This is a genomic window from Kitasatospora sp. NPDC059088 (assembly GCF_042738155.1).
GTDB lineage: Bacteria > Actinomycetota > Actinomycetes > Streptomycetales > Streptomycetaceae > Kitasatospora.
In genome coordinates this window covers 1-15,138 of record NZ_JBHYGR010000049.1, presented here as the reverse complement: position 1 = coordinate 15,138, position 15,138 = coordinate 1, and the positions used below count along the sequence as shown (strand labels likewise).

Sequence of the window (15,138 nt, the reverse complement as noted above, 5' to 3'; positions counted from 1 at the left end):
GGATCAGGCGAAGCGGTCGACCGCCGCGCGGAGGGCCTCGGCCATCTTCGGACTGCCGGTGTGTCCGGCCTCGTCGATCACCGTCAGCTTCGCCTCCGGCCAGGCCTCGGCCAGGTGCCAGGCGGTGTCGAGAGGGCCGCCGAGGTCGAGCCGTCCGTGGATCAGTTCGCCCGGGATCCCGGCCAGCCGGCCGGCGTCGCGCAGCAGTTGGTCGTCCGGGAGGAAGGCCCGGTGCGAGAAGTAGTGCGCCGCGATCCGGGTGAAGGCCATCAGGGCGTCGGAGGGGCGGTCCGAGTAGGCGTTCGGCTTGCCGAGCACCTCGTGCGAGATCACCGCGTCCTCCCAGGCGGCCCAGGCGCGGGCGGCGGCCCGACGGGTGCCCTCCTCCGGGCTGTTGAGCAGTCGGCTGTAGGCGGAGAGGAGGTCGAACACGTCGCCGTCCCGGTCGGCGGCGGGCAGGAAGTCGCGGAACTCCGCCCACGGGCCCGGCAGGAAGCGGCCGACGCCCTGGTACAGCCACTCGGTCTCGGCCGGGCGGGTCGTGGTCACCCCGCAGAGCACGATCGCGGAGACCCGCTCCGGGTGGGCCTGCGCGTACGCCAGGATCAGGGTGGAGCCCCAGGAGCCGCCGTACAGGAGCCACTTGTCGATGCCCAGGTGCTCGCGCAGCTGCTCCAGGTCGGCGACCAGGTGGGCGGTGGTGTTGTGCTCCAGCCCGGTCGACGGGTCGGCGGCGTGCGGCAGGCTGCGTCCGCAGCCGCGCTGGTCGTACTGGACGACGCGGTAGCGCTGCGGGTCGAAGTACCGTCGGCTGCCCGGGCTGTGGCCCGACCCTGGCCCACCGTGCACCACCACGGCGGGCTTCCCGCCCGGGGCGCCGGAGGTGTTCCAGTGGATCCGCTGCCCGTCGCCGACGTCCAACAGGCCCTGTGCGTGGGGTTCGTCGTGCTGGTACGGCTCGGACACCGGGGACTCCTCCGTGGACGTTCGGACGGGGCGCCGGGCGAGCCTACCCGCTGTCGGGCGGGGCGGAGTCCGAAATTCGGAGCCCGGGATTCGGAACCCGGTACTCGGGGCCCGGTATCCGGCGTCCGGTGTTCAGCGTCTGGAATCCAGCGTCCGGCGTTCAGAGTCCGATGTTCAGTCCGAAGGCGGTGTCGAAGGAGGCGTAGCCGACGCAGAGGATCAGCCAGAGGCCGAGCGCGCCCGCGATCCCGGCGGTGATCCGGCCGAACCGGGTGCGCTGCTCCTTCGGCCGGCGCCGGTGGCGGATGCCGTGGACGAGACCGTACAGGCCCGCCGCGGCGAGTGCGTAGGCGGCGGCCGGGCTGGTCCGGTGGAGCGTCTGGGCGAGGAAGAACGCGCCCGCCAGGGAACCCGTGGTGAGTGCGAGGAGCAGCACGCCGCCGACGGTTTCGAGGACGAACTCGCCGAGGCAGCCGGCCGAGTCGCGGGCCAGGCCGGTCGCGAGGCCGGTGGCCAGCCCGACCTGACCGCCGGGGACGGGGGTCGGGTCCCCGGGCTGGTGCCCGCCCGGCTCCGCGCCCAGCTCCACGCCCGCCGCCGCGCCAGGCTCCGCGCCCGACTCCGCCCTCGGCTCCTGTGCTGCCCGCTCCCCGGTCATGCCCCGCCCGCTCCTTTGCCCACCCTTTACCCGGTGGGTAGCGTAGCGGATCCCCGTGGCGGCGCCGCAGGTCAGCGGTGGTCCGGCGGCAGCAGGGCGGCCAGTCCGTCGAGGATGCGCTCGACGCAGAACTCGAACCGGACGTCGAGGTTCGGCTCGGTGAGGTCGGTGGCGAGTGCGACCAGGTTGGGGAAGTCCTCGACGGGCAGTGCGCGGAAGCGTTCCCGGACCTCGGTGACGACGTCCAGCCGGCTGGCGCCCTGGGCCTCGGCGGCCGACAGCGGCGACTGCTCCTGGAGGACGAAGCCCTGGACGAAGGAGCTCAGCAGGTAGGTGGTCAGGGCGGCGTGGGTGTCGGAGAACCCGGCCTCGCGCAGGCGGTCCAGCTGGTCGTCCAGCAGGCCGAGCATGTGCGGTCCCGGTGCGAGGCGTCCGGCCATGACCTTGGCGGCGTCGCGGTTCTCGTGCAGCAGCCGACGGTAGTTCCAACAGTAGCCGCGCATCTGGACCCGCCAGCCGCCTTCGCGGGGCGGAGGCTCGGCCGAGGCGATGATCGCGTCGTTGAGCAGGTCGAGCAGCTCGTCCTTGTTGCGGACGTGCCAGTACAGCGAGGCGGCCTTGACGCCGACCTCGGCGGCGACCTTGCGCATGGACAGTCCGGCCAGGCCGTCCCGTTCCAGCACGCGGAGCGCCGCCTGGGCGAGGGCTTCCCTGGTCAGGGCGGGGGGCGTGGCGTGGTGCGCCGGTGTGGCGCTGTCGTTCTCCGGCACGGCTGTGCGGACACCTCCGGGTGCGGCTGCGGAATCCCGTTTGCAATCTAACACCGTTAGGGGCACTCTGTGGGCACCGGACTCGCCCCTAACGGTGTTAGGGGCTCAGGCGTGGGAGGGAACCCATGGAAGGAACGAGCGCCCGCCGCAAGCGGCTCGCGCTACTGACGCTCTGCGTGGCCATGTTCATGGCCATGCTGGACAACGTCGTCGTCAACGTCGCCCTGCCCCGCATCGGGCAGGACCTGGACGCCGGGATCAGCGGCCTCCAGTGGGTCGCCGAGGGCTACAGCCTGGTCTATGCCGCCCTCGTGCTGACCGGCGGCGCCGTGGGCGACCGCTACGGCCGCACCCGGATGTTCGTGCTGGGGCTGGGCCTGTTCACGGCGGGCTCCGCGCTGGCCGCGCTCGCCGGGACGATCGAGGTGCTGGTCGGCGGCCGGATGGTCCAGGGCGTGGGCGCCGCGCTGCTCACCCCGGGCAGCCTCACCCTGCTGGGCCACGTGTTCACCGACGAGCGCGAGCGCACCAGGGCCATCGGCCTCTGGTCGGGGGTGTCCGCACTGGGCCTGTCGATCGGCCCGGTGATCGGCGGCCCCATGGTCGAACACCTCGGCTGGGCCAGCGTGTTCTGGATCAACGTGCCGATCGGCGTGGTCGGCGTGGTGCTCGCCGCCAAGGTCCTCCCGGGCATCCCGCCACGGGCCCGGCGGATCGACTTCGGGGGCTTCGCGCTCTCCGCGGCGGGCCTCGGGCTGCTGGTGTACGCCCTGATCGAGGGGCCGTCACGGGGTTGGAGCGACTCCCTCGTGGTCGGCTGCGGTGCCGCCGCGCTCGCCCTGCTGGTCGCCTTCCTGCTGCTCGAACTGCGCCTGGCCGAGCCGATGCTGGAGCTGCGGCTGTTCCGGGACAGTGCGCTGAACGGAGCGCTGCTGAGCGGCTTCATGGTCAGCTTCGGGATGTTCGGGGCGCTGTTCTTCCTGCCGCTGATGATGCAGGGCGTGCTCGGCTGGTCCCCCTCCGGCGCGGCCTACGGCGGGCTGCCGATGACCGCCATGCTGGTGGTGGCGGGCCCGCTGTCCGGCCGGCTGGCGGCCCGGTACGGCCCCCGGCTGCCGATGGTGCTCGGGCTCGCGCTCTGCGCGGTCGGCCTCGGCGGGCTGTCGCTGTACGGCGACCACGCCCACTACGTCGAGTACCTCTGGACTCTGTTCACGCTGGGCTTCGGGATGGGCCTGACCTTCACCCCGATCTCGATCGCGGTGCTCCGGCGGGTCGCTCCGGCCCGGACCGGGATGGCCTCGGCGACCGTCAACACCCTGCGTGAACTCGGCGGCGTGCTCGGGATCGCGGTGCTCGGCGCCGTCCTGACCAACCGGATGACGGACGAGCTGACCTCGGCCCTGCACCGGCTCGGTGTCCCGCCGGGGGCGGTGGGGCCGATCGCGGACGCGCCCACCGGTGCCGCGCACGGCGGTGGCGGCCCGGCCGGAGCGCTGCCCGCGCCGGTCCAGCAGGCGGTGGACGGCGCCTTCGTCGACGGCATCCACCTCGCACTGCGCTGCGGATCGGCCGCACTGGCCGTCACCGCCGTGCTGGTCGCGGTGCTGCTGGGCCGGGCCCGCCCGATCGCCCAGGCCGACCCCGGCGCAGCGCAGGCTGAGGAGCTGGCCGGGGCGAACCGGTAGCCCCGGTCGGCCGGGGCCCCGGTCGAGCAGCGCCTCGGTCGAGCAGCGCCCTGGTCGAGCGGTGTCCCGGTCGGGTGCTGCCGGACAGTTCTGACGCGCCCGGGCCCCACCGGTTCAGCGGATCCCCTCCACCGCGGCCTGGGCCGCCCGGGCCAGCTCCCGCCGGGCCCCTGCCCGGGTGGGCTGCGGTCCGGGCGGCGGGATCGGCGGCAGGAAGGTGACCTCGGCGACCAGCCCGCGCACCGCGACCACCCGGGCGAGCGAGGTGAGCAGCCCGTCGTCGCCGATGAAGGCGGGCGCGCTGGTCGGCCGCCCGTCCGCGAGCCGGTAGCGGATCGTCACCGGCTGGACGAAGGCGCCGGCCTCCACCGCGGCCTGGAACAGCGCGGGCCGGAAGCGCCCGCTCTCCCGCCCGCACCAGGTCGACCCCTCCGGGAAGACGATCACCGGGTGTCCGGAGCGCAGCACCTCGGTCACCGCCGCCACGGTGTCCGGGAGCGTGCGCAGCCGGTCGCGGTCCAGGAACACGGTGCCGCCCCAGGCGACCAGGGGCCCGAGCACCGGCCACCGCCGGACCTCGGTCTTGGCCAGCGACCGCCCCGGTCGACCGGCCGCGAGCAGCGGGATGTCCAGCCAGGAGACGTGGTTGGCGACCACCAGCGCCCCGTCGGCGCCGACCGCCCGGCCGTCCCGGCTCCGGGCGGAGCCGCTCCGGAGGAAGCCGTCCGCCCCGGTCCGCCCGTCCGTCCCGGTCCGCCCGGCTGCCCCGGGCGCCCGGGCCGTGCCGAGGTGCACGGTCACCCCGAGGGAGCGCAGCACCACCCGCGCCCAGAGCCGGATCATCCGGTCCCGGGCGCCGTACGGCAGCAGCCGCACCGGCAGGGTGAGCAGCACGCCGACCGCCACCGCCACCAGGCAGGCGGTCAGCCGCAGCACGCGCCGGGGGTGCGAGACCTCCGGTGCGCGCTCGCCCAGGCAGGTCTCCGGCCGGCAGGGCGCGGTCGGCAGCCAGACGCTCATGACGACCTGCCCGGGGCGGTCGTTCCGGACAGGAAGTGCCGCAGGTAGCGCGGGTCGGTGCGCTCCAGCGACAGCAGGACGTACAGGTCGGCGCAGTCGAAGTCCGGGTCGTGGGCGGGCTCGCCGCAGACCCAGGCGCCGAGCCGCAGGTAGCCGCGGAGCAGGGCGGGCAGGGCGCCGCGCTCGGCGCGCGGCACGCCGGTGGCGTCCCAGCGGCGGTGCGGGGTGACCCGGTACTCCGCCGGGGCCAGGTACTTGGCGCTGACGGTGTCCCAGACCCGGGCCGCGGTGGCGCCGCCGTCCGCCAGGTCGATGGAGCAGCAGCCGCCGACCCAGGTGTTGCCGGTGTCGGCGAGGTAGCGGGCGATGCCGCCCCACATCAGGTTGATGACGGCGCCGTTGCCCCGGTGCTCGGGGCTGATGCAGGAGCGGCCGAGCTCGACCAGGCCGGGCCGGACGGGGGCCAGCGCGGAGAGGTCGAACTCGCCGTCGGAGTACAGCCGTCCGGCCCGGCGGGCGGCTTCGGGGCGGAGCAGCCGGTAGGTGCCGACGACGGGCCCGTCCTCGCCCTCGCGGACCAGCAGGTGGTCGCAGTACTCGTCGAAGGGGTCGACGTCGAGTCCGGCGACGGGGCTGTGCAGGACGGCGCCGAGCTCGGCGGCGAAGACCTGGTGGCGCAGCCGCTGGGCGGCGCGCACGTCGTCCTCGTCGCGGGCGAGGGAGACGGTGTAGGCGGTCGGCGCCGGGGCCGGCCGGGTGCGGGGCGCGGGGACCGCCGTGGTGTCGTGGGTGGGGGCGACTGCGGACGGAGCGTACGTGGGGACGGTGGTCATGGCGGACCCTCCAGGGCAGCACGATCGGCGGTGCCGTGGATCGCCAGGGCACCGTCCCGGCCCGCTGGGGTCGTGCATCGGGCGCGGACCGGTCCCCGTATGTGTCTCCAAGCCGGTTGGCATTCACGTTGCGGGCCGGAGGAGCGCAGATGTGCACCTGTTGAATGGGACCACCCAGGGCGGGCCTTGGCCTGTCGGTCATCTGCCCGGCACCGGGCGGTCGTTCGTCCGGGGTGGACAACGGGGGCGCGCACCTGATGCGTACGCGCCCCCAGGGGCCGCCCCCAGCCGGTGCGCCGAGGGTCGGCCCCAGGGCCGCCCCGAGGGTCAGAAGGCCCGCCAGCCCGCCGGGTCGACGCCGCCCGGGACGGCGTCGGCCGGCCCGTACGGTTCGCGGGTGTAGACGAAGGAGCCGACGTCCAGGTGGCTGACGGTGCCGTCGGGGTGCCGGACCACCCGCAGGGTCTCGCCCGCGTAGTAGCGGTCGAGGCCCAGCCAGGTGCCGTCCGGCTGCGGCCGGAAGCGGGAGCCCCGGCCCGCGCCGGTCAGCGGGGTCAGTTCCAGGACGCCCTCGGCGCGCAGCCGCAGGGCGTTGGGCGCGGCGCCCCAGTACCAGGGCCCGGTGAGGGCCAGCAGCTCCTCGTCGACCTCGGGCAGCGGGCGCCAGGCCTCGGGCAGCCGGGGTTCGTGGGTGGCCGTGATGCCGATCAGCTCGGCGGTCAGCCGGCCGGTGCCGGCACCGGTGGCGTTGGACAGCGCGAAGGCGGCCAGGCCGTCCTCGGGGCTGATCCACAGGCAGGCCGTGAAGCCGGGCATCGAGCCGGTGTGCCCGTACAGCACCCGGCCCTCGTGGCGGGACAGTTGCACGCCGAGGCCGTAGGCGGAGGTCCACTCGGCGTCCTCCGGGCCGACTTCGGGGCGGCGCATCTCGGCGAGGGTGTCGGCCTTGAGCACCTCGTCGTCGCCGGCCGCGAGGAAGGCGGCCCAGCGGGCCAGGTCGGCACCGGTGGACCAGAGTTGACCGGCCGGGGCCATCAGCCCGGTGTCGGTGAGGGGTTCGGGGAGCATGACGTCGGCCCACGGGTGGACGGCGAAGCCCCCGGCGTGCGGGTGCTCGGGCAGCAGGGTGGTGCGGTCCATGCCGAGCGGGTTCAGCACCTCGCGGCGCAGCACCTCGCCCCAGGGCTCGCCGCGCAGCCGCTCGACCAGGGCGCCGAGCAGCGCGTAGCCGGGGTTGGAGTAGTGGTGGCGGCGCCCGGCCGGGTGCTTGAGCGGGCCGGACTCCTCCAGCAGGCCGCCGAGTTCGGGCCGCAGGCCGCCGTCGGTCCGCTCCCACCACGGCCCGGGCGTCTCGGCGGCGAGCCCGCCGGAGTGGGCGAGCAACTGGGCGACGGTGAGGTCGTCGGCCGGGGTGCCGGGCAGGTGGCGGCCGAGCGGGTCGGCGAGGTCGAGCAGGCCCTCGTCGCGCAGCCGCAGCACCAGTACCGCGGCGAAGGTCTTGGTGAGCGAGCCGATCCGGTACTGGACGTCCAGGTCCGGTGCGTGCCCCTCGATCATGCTGCGGGCACCGGTCCACACCAGTCGGCCGTCCCGCACCACGCCCGCCACCATCGAGGGCGTGCGGCCCTCGGCCTGGGCGACGGCGGTGCGGTGCAGCAGGGCGCGGGCGGTGGTGGGCAACAGCGGGTCGGGCAGGTCGGGGAGATGATCACTGTTCGGCATGCCCGGACAGTAGCCCAGCCGGCCCGGGAACCCTGTTGAATATCCGCTCGGTCCGGCCCTACCCGCTCAGCCAGGCCTACCTGCTCGGCCCGGCCTACCCGCTCGGCCAGGCCGACTACCCGCTCAGCCCGGCAGCGGCGGCAGCTCCGGCCGCTCCAGCCACGCCTCGAACAGCGGGCCGAGCGGGGCCGTGGTGTACCGGGAGGCGTGCGCGAGGAGGTCGCCGGTGGTGACCACGCCGTGCCGGTTGACGCCGGCCCAGTCCCGCAGCATCGCGAAGAACGCGTCCTCGCCGAGTGCCCGCCGCAGCGCGTGCACCACCAGGCCGCCGCGCTGGTACAGCCGGTCGTCGAACATCAGCCGGCGGCCCGGGTCGCCGAGCCGGAGGTCCTGCGGCAGCCCGGCCAGCAGCCGGTGCGCGGCGGCGGCGTGCACGGCCGCGGCCGGGCCCCCGGCGTGCTCGGACCAGAGCCACTCCGCGTACTTGGCGAAGCCCTCGTTCAGCCAGATGTACCGCCAGTCGGCGATCGTGACGCTGTTGCCGAACCACTGGTGGGCCAGCTCGTGGGCGATCAGCCGCTCCCGCTCCCAGCCGCCGCCGAGGTGGTTGGTGCCGAAGGTGGCCACGCCCTGCGCCTCCACCGGGACGTCCAGTTCCTCGTCCGCGACCACCACCGCGTACTCGCCGAACGGGTACGGCCCGAAGACCTCGGCGAAGTGGGCCATCATCGCGGGCTGCCGGGCGAAGTCCCGGGTGAAGTCCCCGACCAGCCGTTCCGGCACGTACCCGGTCTGCGGCACCGACGGCCGGGCGGCCAGCGGCACCGCCCGGTAGTGCCCGATCGAGACCGTCACCAGGTACGGCGAGGTCGGCGCGCTCTGCTCGTACACCCAGGTGGTGCTGGACGCCCGGGTGGTCCGGGTGAGCAGCCGTCCGCCGCTCAGCACCGTGAACGGGGACGGCGTGGTGACCGCCACCTGGTACGTCGCCTTGTCCGCGGGCCGGTCGTTGCACGGGAACCAGGACGGCGCGCCGACCGGCTGGCTGGCCACCAGCGCACCCTCGGTCAGCTCCTCCCAGCCCAGGCCGCCCCACGGGCTGCGCACCGGGCGGGGGTTGCCGGTGTAGTGCACCTCGACGGTGAACGCCGCACCCGCCGTGAGCGCCTTCGCCGGGCGGATCCGCAGTTTGCCGCCGCGGTGGGTGTAGCGGGCGGCCTTTCCGTCCACCAGCACCCGGCCGATCCGGAACTCGGCCAGGTCGAGCGCGAACTCGGCCAGGGCCGCGTCCGCGACCGCGCTCAGCCGGGCCGAGGCGGCCAGCCGGTTGGGCCCGGGCCGGTAGTCCAGCGCGAGTTCGTAGCGGTGCACCCGGTAGCGGTGGTCGCCGCTGGCGGGGAAGTACGGGTCCGGACCGGCGGCGGTCGGCGGGGCGTGCTTGGGCTTCACGGGGGCGGGCGCTTCCTGCGGGCCGGGACGGGTGGGGGTGGTCGTACCAGCGGTCGTACCGGCGGTCGAACCAGCGGTCGAACCAGGGGGAGGGGTGGTCACGACGTGGTCTGCCACGCCTCGATGGGGTTGCCCAGCCACCGCGTGTCCGCGGGGACGGACTCGGCCCGCATCACCAGCGAGGCCGGGCCCAGCGTGCTGCGCTCGCCCACCGTGCTGCCGGGCAGCACGATCCCGCCCGGGCCCAGGGTGGCGCCCTCGCGGAGGACCACAGTATCCATCCGCATGATCCGGTCGTGGAAGAGGTGGGTCTGCACCACGCAGCCCCGGTTCACGCTGACCCCGTCGCCGAGGGTGACCAGGTCCGCCTCCGGCAGCCAGTAGCTCTCGCACCACACGCCGTGCCCGACCTTGGCGCCGAGCGCGCGCAGCCACAGGTTCAGCACCGGGGTGCCCGGCACCGCGCCGACCAGCCAGGGCACCGCCAGCACCTCGACGAAGGTGTCGGCGAGCTCGTTGCGCCACACGAAGCCGCTCCACAGCGGGTGCTCCACCGCCCGGAACCGGCCGACCAGCAGCCACTTCGCGGCCACCGCCACCAGGCAGGCCACCCCGCCCGCCGCCAGCAGCAGCAGGCCGGACAGCAGCGCCGCCGTCAGCGGGGAGCCGTCCGCCAGCCAGGACAGCGCCGCCACGGTCAGCAGGCCCAGCGCCCCCGAGGCGAGCACCGGCAGCAGCCGGGCCAGCTCGACCAGCCCGCGCGCCCAGCGCAGCCGGGCCGGCGGCTCGTAGGTCAGGCTCTGGTCCGCCCGGTCGGCCGCGCGCGGCAGCCGCACCGGCGGCATGCCCAGGTAGGAGCTGCCCTTCTTCGCCTTCGCCGGCGTCGCCGACAGCACGCCCACCAGGCCCCGCTTGGGCACCGAGCGGCCCGGCGCGGTCATCCCCGAGTTGCCGAGGAAGGCCCGGTCGCCGACCTTCGCCTCGCCCAGGCGCATCCAGCCGCCGCCCAGCTCGTACGGGGCGATCAGGGTGTCGTCGGCCAGGAACGCGCCGTCCCCGACCGTGGTCAGGCTGGGCAGCGCCAGCACCGTGGACACCTCGGCACCCCGGCCGACCCGCATCCCCAGCGCCCGCAGCCACAGCGGGGTGACCAGTCCGGCGTACAGCGGGAAGAGCACCTCGCGGGCCCGGTCCATCAGCTGGCTGACCGTCCACGCCTGCCAGCTGACCCGGCCGTGCAGCGGGTGCACCCCGGGCACCAGGCCGGTGCTCAGCACCCGGACCAGCACCACCAGCTGCGCCGCGTACAGCGCGCCGTACGCCAGGGTGGCGGGCAGCAGGCCGAGCAGGGCGCCGCCGAGCGCCGGGCCGAGGCCCGCGCCCTGCTCGACGAACCGGGAGAGCACGGCGAGGGCGGCCGCGGCGGGCAGGACCGGCAGCAGGCCGAGCAGGGCGTCGCCGGCGCCGTACAGCGCGGCCCAGACGGGCCGGCGCACGGGAGTCCCCGCCGGCCAGGACCACTCGGCCCGGCCCAGCTTGACGGCGGGCGCGCCGCCCCAGCGCTGGCCGGTCGGCACCTGGCCGGTGACGCTGGAACCGGGCAGCACCTGGGCGCGCTTGCCGACCCGGGCACCGGGCAGCAGCGTCGAACGGGTGCCGACCACCGCGTCGGCGCCGACCTTGATCTGGCCGACCTCCAGCCGGTCGCCGTCCAGCCAGTGACCGGACAGGTCGACCTCGGCCTCGACGGCGCAGCCCCGGCCCAGCTTGAGCATCCCGGTCACCGGCGGCAGCGAGTGGAGGTCCACCTCCTTCGCGACCTTGGCACCCAGCACCCGGGCGTAGGGGACCAGCCAGGCGCCGGACAGCGCGCTCGCGCCGCTCAGCTCGACGAGCCGCTCGGCCGCCCACAGCCGCAGGTGCACGGCGCCGCCGCGCGGGTAGCTGCCGGGACGCAGACCGCGCAGCAGCAGCCGGGCTCCGCCGGCCCCGATCGCCAGCCGGCCCGGCGAGCTGTACAGCAGCAGCGCGCCCGCACCGACCGCCCACCAGGAGGCGGTGGGCGCCCACGGGTAGTCGCCGACGTGCGCGAGCAGGTTCCCGGCGGCCAGCAGGGCGACCGTCCAGCGCAGGCCGACCACGGTGAACAGCGGGACCAGCAGGAGCAGCTGGAGCAGCTTGGCCCTGGTCGGCACCAGGGTGACGGTACGGGTCTCGCCGTCGGCGGTGGCCGTGCGCTCCAGGTGGCGGGCGAGCTTGCGCAGCGTCGGGTGCTGGTAGATGTCCAGCACCGCGGCGTTCGGGTAGCGGGTGCGCAGCAGGGTGGTCAGCCGGGCGGCGGCCAGGCTGCCGCCGCCGATGGCGAAGAAGTCGTCCCGGGCCCCGGCCACCTGCACGCCGAGGATCTCCGACCACTGCTCGGCCAGCCAGGCCTCGGTGCCGTACAGCCGCTCGCCCGGCCCGGCGGCCTCCAGCTCGGGCAGCGGCCAGGGCAGGGCGTTGCGGTCGACCTTGCCGGAGGTGCGGGTGGGCAGGGTCTCCACCGGGGCGAGCAGCGGCACCAGGGCGGCGGGCAGTTCGGCGCGCAGCCGCTCCACGGCCTGCTCGCGGTCGAAGCCGTCCTGGACCACCAGGTAGCCGACCAGCAGCTGGTTGCCGCCGCGCGCGGTCCGTACGGCCGCGGCCGCGCCGGCCACGCCGGGCAGCGCCTGCAGCGCGGCGTCCACCTCGCCGAGCTCGATCCGGCGCCCGCCGAGCTTGATCTGCTCGTCGGTGCGGCCGAGGAACAGCAGGCCGGCCGGGTCGGCCTGGACCAGGTCGCCGCTGCGGTAGGCGCGTTCCCAGCCCAGCGAGGGCAGCGGGGCGTACTTCTCGGCGTCCTTCTCCGGGTCGAGGTAGCGGGCCAGGCCGACCCCGCCGATCACCAGCTGCCCGGTGCCGCCGGGCGCGACCGGCTGCCCGGCCTCGTCGACCACGGCGAGGTCCCAGCCGTCCAGCGGCAGGCCGATCCGGACCGGGCCGTCACCGGTCAGCAGGGCGGCGCAGGCGACCACGGTGGCCTCGGTCGGGCCGTAGGTGTTCCACACCTCGCGGCCCTCGGTGACCAGGCGCTGCACCAGCTCGGGCGGGCAGGCCTCGCCGCCGAAGATCAGCAGCCGGACCTCGTTGAGCGCCTCCGCGGGCCACAGCGCCGCCAGGGTCGGGACGGTGGAGACCACGGTGATCTCCTGCTCGGCCAGCCACGGGCCCAGGTCGGCGCCGCTGCGCACCTGGGAGCGCGGGACGGGCACCAGGCAGGCGCCGTGCCGCCAGGCCAGCCACATCTCCTCGCAGGAGGCGTCGAAGGCGACCGACAGGCCGGCCATCACCCGGTCGCCGGGGCCGATCGGCTCCTCCTGGAGGAAGAGCGCAGCCTCGGCGTCGACGAAGGCGGCGGCGTTGCGGTGGGTGACCGCGACGCCCTTGGGCCTGCCGGTCGAGCCGGAGGTGAAGATGATCCAGGCGTCGTCGGCGGGGGAGGGGCGGCGCCCCGGGGCGGGCGGGCGCTCCGCGCTGCTGCTCAGGGCGCGCTCGGCGGTGCCGGTCAGGGCGCGCTCGGCGCCGAGCACGGCGGCGACGGCGGCCTCGCCGAAGACCAGCTGGGCGCGCTCGTCCGGGTCCTCGGCGTCCACCGGGACGTAGGCGGCGCCGGCCGCGAGCACGGCGAGGATCGAGACGTACAGGTCGTTGGTGCCGGAGGGCACCCGGACGCCGACCCGGTCGCCCGGGCCGATCCCGGCGGCGGCCAGGCGGCGGCGCAGCTGCTCCACCTCGGCGGCCAGGGCCCGGTAGCTGAGCACGGTGCGCCCGTCGTCGAGGGCCGGCTCGTCGGGGTGGGCGCGCACGGTGGCGTCCAGGACGTCGACCAGGGTGCGCGGGGCGGCGGCCGGGCGGCCGGGGAACAGGGCCCTGGGCGGCGCGGCGGGGGTCGGGGCGGAGTCCGTCCCCGGCTCCGTCCCCGGCCCCGTCCTGGGCCCTGGCGCGGGCTGCGGCGCGGGCCGCGGCGGCGTGGCGTTCTGCTTCGGGTGGCTCGGTTCAGCGGTCATGGCAGCCCGTGCGCTCCTCTGTCCTCGCCCCGTTCCTACCGATGTCCGGCCCCTGGGGCGGCGGGATCACCTGTTCGACGGGTGACCCCGCTCCGGGGCCGGAACGGACAACCCGACCGATGGTAGCCCCGGGGCGGCGAACCGGCAGTGGGCAGCAGAAGGGTCAACTTCGCCTTGAACGACCAAATCTGACGTTCCATCAGCTGACAACTGATGCCCGTTCGTGTCGATGTGACGATTCGTCAGTCGAATTGACGGATCGTCAGGTCGATTTTCCGATCGTGACCCATGCCACAGGAAATGCTGCTCCGTTCGGGTGGCGGGCCGGGCCCGGCGGGCCGGATCCGGCCCGCCAGGGGGTCGGACGGTCAGCGGAAGAGGTGCAGGTGCTCGCTGAGGAAGGCCGCCAGGCTGCGCGGGGAGCGTCCGGTCAGGCGGATGAAGGTGTCGTCCGGCACCTCCTTGCGGACCACCGCGAGCTGCTGGATCTCCACCACGTGGGCGGCCAGCCAGTCCGGCATCCCGGCCCGGCCGACCAGGTGGGCGTGCAGCTCGCCGGGCGCCAGGTCGAGGTAGCGGACCGGCCGGCCCAGCAGCTCGCCCAGCAGTGCGGCGAGTTCCGGGTAGCTGTAGGCGCGCCCGCCGGTGAGCGGGTAGCTGCCGCCGGCCAGCTCCGGGCGGGTCAGGACCTCCGCCGCGGCGTCGCCGATGTCCCGGACGTCCACGTAGTTGCACCGGGCCTGCCCCATCGCGCCGTGCAGCACCCCGCCGGCCGCCACGCCGGGTGCCAGCAGCAGCAGCTTCTGCAGGAAGGCGTACGGCCGCAGGACGGTCGTGGTGACGCGCAGCGACCGCAGGTGCTCCTCGACCAGGTGGTGGCCCCGGGAGACGGCGACCGGGGAGTCCGGTTCGGCGGCGGGGGCGGACACCTTGACGATGTGCTCCACGCCGCAGTCGACGGCCGCCTCGATCGCGGCCAGTTCGTACTGCACCTGGCGCGGGCCGTTGGCCATGGTGAGGAACAGCTGGTGCGCGCCCTGGAACGCCCGGCGCAGCGAGGCCGGGTCGGCGGCGTCGGCCGGGAGGGTGGTGGTCCGGGCGAGGGTGTGGTCGTCCAGCGTGGCGGCCAGCCGGGCGGGGTCGCGGCTGAGGGCGCGGGTCGGTGCGCCCAGGGCGGCCAGGCTGCGCAGGGTGGCACCGCCGGTGGCGCCTCCGGCGCCCATGATGACGATCATGATGTCTGCCTTTCGGGTCGGGGGGTGGTCGTGTTGCCGGAGAGTCGGTGCTGCGGTTCCCGGGTGGGCCGGCTGCCGCGCCAGCGCCAGGTGGTGATGGTCCCGGCGATCGCCGAGGAGACCGGCAGGTCGACCGGAAGCCGCCGCAGCCAGGGGCTGTCGGCGAGCGCCGGCAGGTGCGGGAGGTGCGGCAGGTGTGGGAGCCAGCGCGCGGCGGCCAGGCCGGCGGCGAGGCCGAGTGCGGCGGCGAACAGCCCGGAGGCGGCGGCCGCGAGTGCCCGGGGTGTCCGGGGTGGCGCGGGCCGGGCCGGACGGCGGCGGAGCGCGGCGCCGAGCGCGGCGGCCACCAGGGCGGAGGTGCCGCCGATGGTGGTGAAGGCGGCGACGACCAGCTGGGGCTGCCGGGTGACGGCCCCACCGATCGCGGCGCTGACGGCGGGCATCGCGTAGGAGGTCAGCACCTCCCGCCACAGGATGAAGGGCGGGGGTGCCCCGGGGGCCTTCTTGCTCACGGTTGCTCCTCGATGAATGTGGTGAGGTGCCTAAGTATTTGTACTTAGGTACCTAACTATTACGGTGAAGAGAAGGCGGGCCGCGCGGCGGCCCCCCACCGGCGCCGGTTGGGCGGGGCGGCACGCCACGGGGTGGGCGGGGATGTCCCCCACCGCCCCGGCCCGCAGGGCCCGGGCACGGGGCCGGCCCGCGACGCTGA

The 15,138-nt window shown here is 75.4% G+C and carries 11 protein-coding genes; 1 reads left to right on the top strand and 10 read right to left on the bottom strand.

Annotated features, from left to right (window positions below):
• Window positions 1–3: 3 nt before the first annotated feature.
• The 3 genes from pip to ACFWXO_RS22480 all read right to left on the bottom strand — a co-directional run bounded on the left by pip (window position 4) and on the right by ACFWXO_RS22480 (window position 2,394).
• The gene (gene pip / locus ACFWXO_RS22490; RefSeq protein ID WP_380525530.1) at window positions 4–966 is read right to left on the bottom strand and encodes a prolyl aminopeptidase; all 963 of its coding nucleotides are present in this window, start codon (window positions 964–966) and stop codon (window positions 4–6) included.
• Window positions 967–1,126: 160 nt separating this feature from the next.
• A complete protein-coding gene (locus ACFWXO_RS22485; RefSeq protein ID WP_380525529.1) occupies window positions 1,127–1,624 on the bottom strand; it encodes a hypothetical protein in 498 nt (165 codons plus the stop codon).
• Window positions 1,625–1,695: 71 nt separating this feature from the next.
• Window positions 1,696–2,394 carry a TetR/AcrR family transcriptional regulator gene (locus ACFWXO_RS22480; RefSeq protein ID WP_380525528.1) on the bottom strand — a complete coding sequence of 233 codons (699 nt, stop codon included), beginning with the start codon at window positions 2,392–2,394 and terminating at the stop codon, window positions 1,696–1,698.
• A 125-nt stretch (window positions 2,395–2,519) separates the two neighbouring features.
• On the opposite strand from ACFWXO_RS22480, the gene ACFWXO_RS22475 reads away from it, so the two are divergent.
• Complete coding sequence (locus ACFWXO_RS22475; RefSeq protein ID WP_380525527.1) at window positions 2,520–4,082, top strand: MFS transporter; 1,563 nt, start codon at window positions 2,520–2,522, stop codon at window positions 4,080–4,082.
• 114 nt (window positions 4,083–4,196) lie between these two features.
• Here ACFWXO_RS22475 and ACFWXO_RS22470 read toward each other — a convergent pair whose 3' ends face one another.
• The 7 genes from ACFWXO_RS22470 to ACFWXO_RS22440 form a co-directional block, all read right to left on the bottom strand.
• Window positions 4,197–5,102, bottom strand: a complete 906-nt coding sequence (locus ACFWXO_RS22470; RefSeq protein ID WP_380525526.1) for a lysophospholipid acyltransferase family protein — start codon at window positions 5,100–5,102, stop codon at window positions 4,197–4,199.
• Window positions 5,099–5,935: a GNAT family N-acetyltransferase gene (locus ACFWXO_RS22465; protein WP_380525525.1), complete on the bottom strand. Its 837-nt coding sequence runs from the start codon at window positions 5,933–5,935 to the stop codon at window positions 5,099–5,101. Before ACFWXO_RS22465 ends, ACFWXO_RS22470 begins: the two co-directional genes overlap by 4 nt.
• Window positions 5,936–6,262: 327 nt before the next feature.
• The gene (locus ACFWXO_RS22460) at window positions 6,263–7,657 is read right to left on the bottom strand and encodes a serine hydrolase domain-containing protein (protein ID WP_380525524.1); all 1,395 of its coding nucleotides are present in this window, start codon (window positions 7,655–7,657) and stop codon (window positions 6,263–6,265) included.
• 123 nt (window positions 7,658–7,780) lie between these two features.
• On the bottom strand, window positions 7,781–9,106 hold the full coding sequence (locus ACFWXO_RS22455) for a M1 family metallopeptidase (RefSeq protein ID WP_380525523.1): 1,326 nt from the start codon (window positions 9,104–9,106) through the stop codon (window positions 7,781–7,783).
• Between the two features lie 98 nt (window positions 9,107–9,204).
• A complete protein-coding gene (locus ACFWXO_RS22450; RefSeq protein ID WP_380525522.1) occupies window positions 9,205–13,191 on the bottom strand; it encodes a Pls/PosA family non-ribosomal peptide synthetase in 3,987 nt (1,328 codons plus the stop codon).
• 368 nt (window positions 13,192–13,559) lie between these two features.
• A complete protein-coding gene (locus tag ACFWXO_RS22445) occupies window positions 13,560–14,426 on the bottom strand; it encodes an NmrA family NAD(P)-binding protein (protein WP_380525521.1) in 867 nt (288 codons plus the stop codon).
• A complete protein-coding gene (locus tag ACFWXO_RS22440) occupies window positions 14,423–14,938 on the bottom strand; it encodes a hypothetical protein (protein WP_380525520.1) in 516 nt (171 codons plus the stop codon). The genes ACFWXO_RS22445 and ACFWXO_RS22440 overlap by 4 nt, the downstream gene beginning before the upstream one ends.
• Window positions 14,939–15,138: the final 200 nt, after the last annotated feature.

Bases quoted from the DNA above. Each gene is read 5' to 3' on its own strand.
- ACFWXO_RS22450 (WP_380525522.1), bottom strand. From the start codon at position 13,191: ATGACCGCTGAACCGAGCCACCCGAAGCAGAACGCCACGCCGCCGCGG.
- ACFWXO_RS22465 (WP_380525525.1), bottom strand. From the start codon at position 5,935: ATGACCACCGTCCCCACGTACGCTCCGTCCGCAGTCGCCCCCACCCAC.
- ACFWXO_RS22445 (WP_380525521.1), bottom strand. From the start codon at position 14,426: ATGATCGTCATCATGGGCGCCGGAGGCGCCACCGGCGGTGCCACCCTG.
- ACFWXO_RS22460 (WP_380525524.1), bottom strand. From the start codon at position 7,657: ATGCCGAACAGTGATCATCTCCCCGACCTGCCCGACCCGCTGTTGCCC.
- ACFWXO_RS22470 (WP_380525526.1), bottom strand. From the start codon at position 5,102: ATGAGCGTCTGGCTGCCGACCGCGCCCTGCCGGCCGGAGACCTGCCTG.
- ACFWXO_RS22485 (WP_380525529.1), bottom strand. From the start codon at position 1,624: ATGACCGGGGAGCGGGCAGCACAGGAGCCGAGGGCGGAGTCGGGCGCG.
- ACFWXO_RS22475 (WP_380525527.1), top strand. From the start codon at position 2,520: ATGGAAGGAACGAGCGCCCGCCGCAAGCGGCTCGCGCTACTGACGCTC.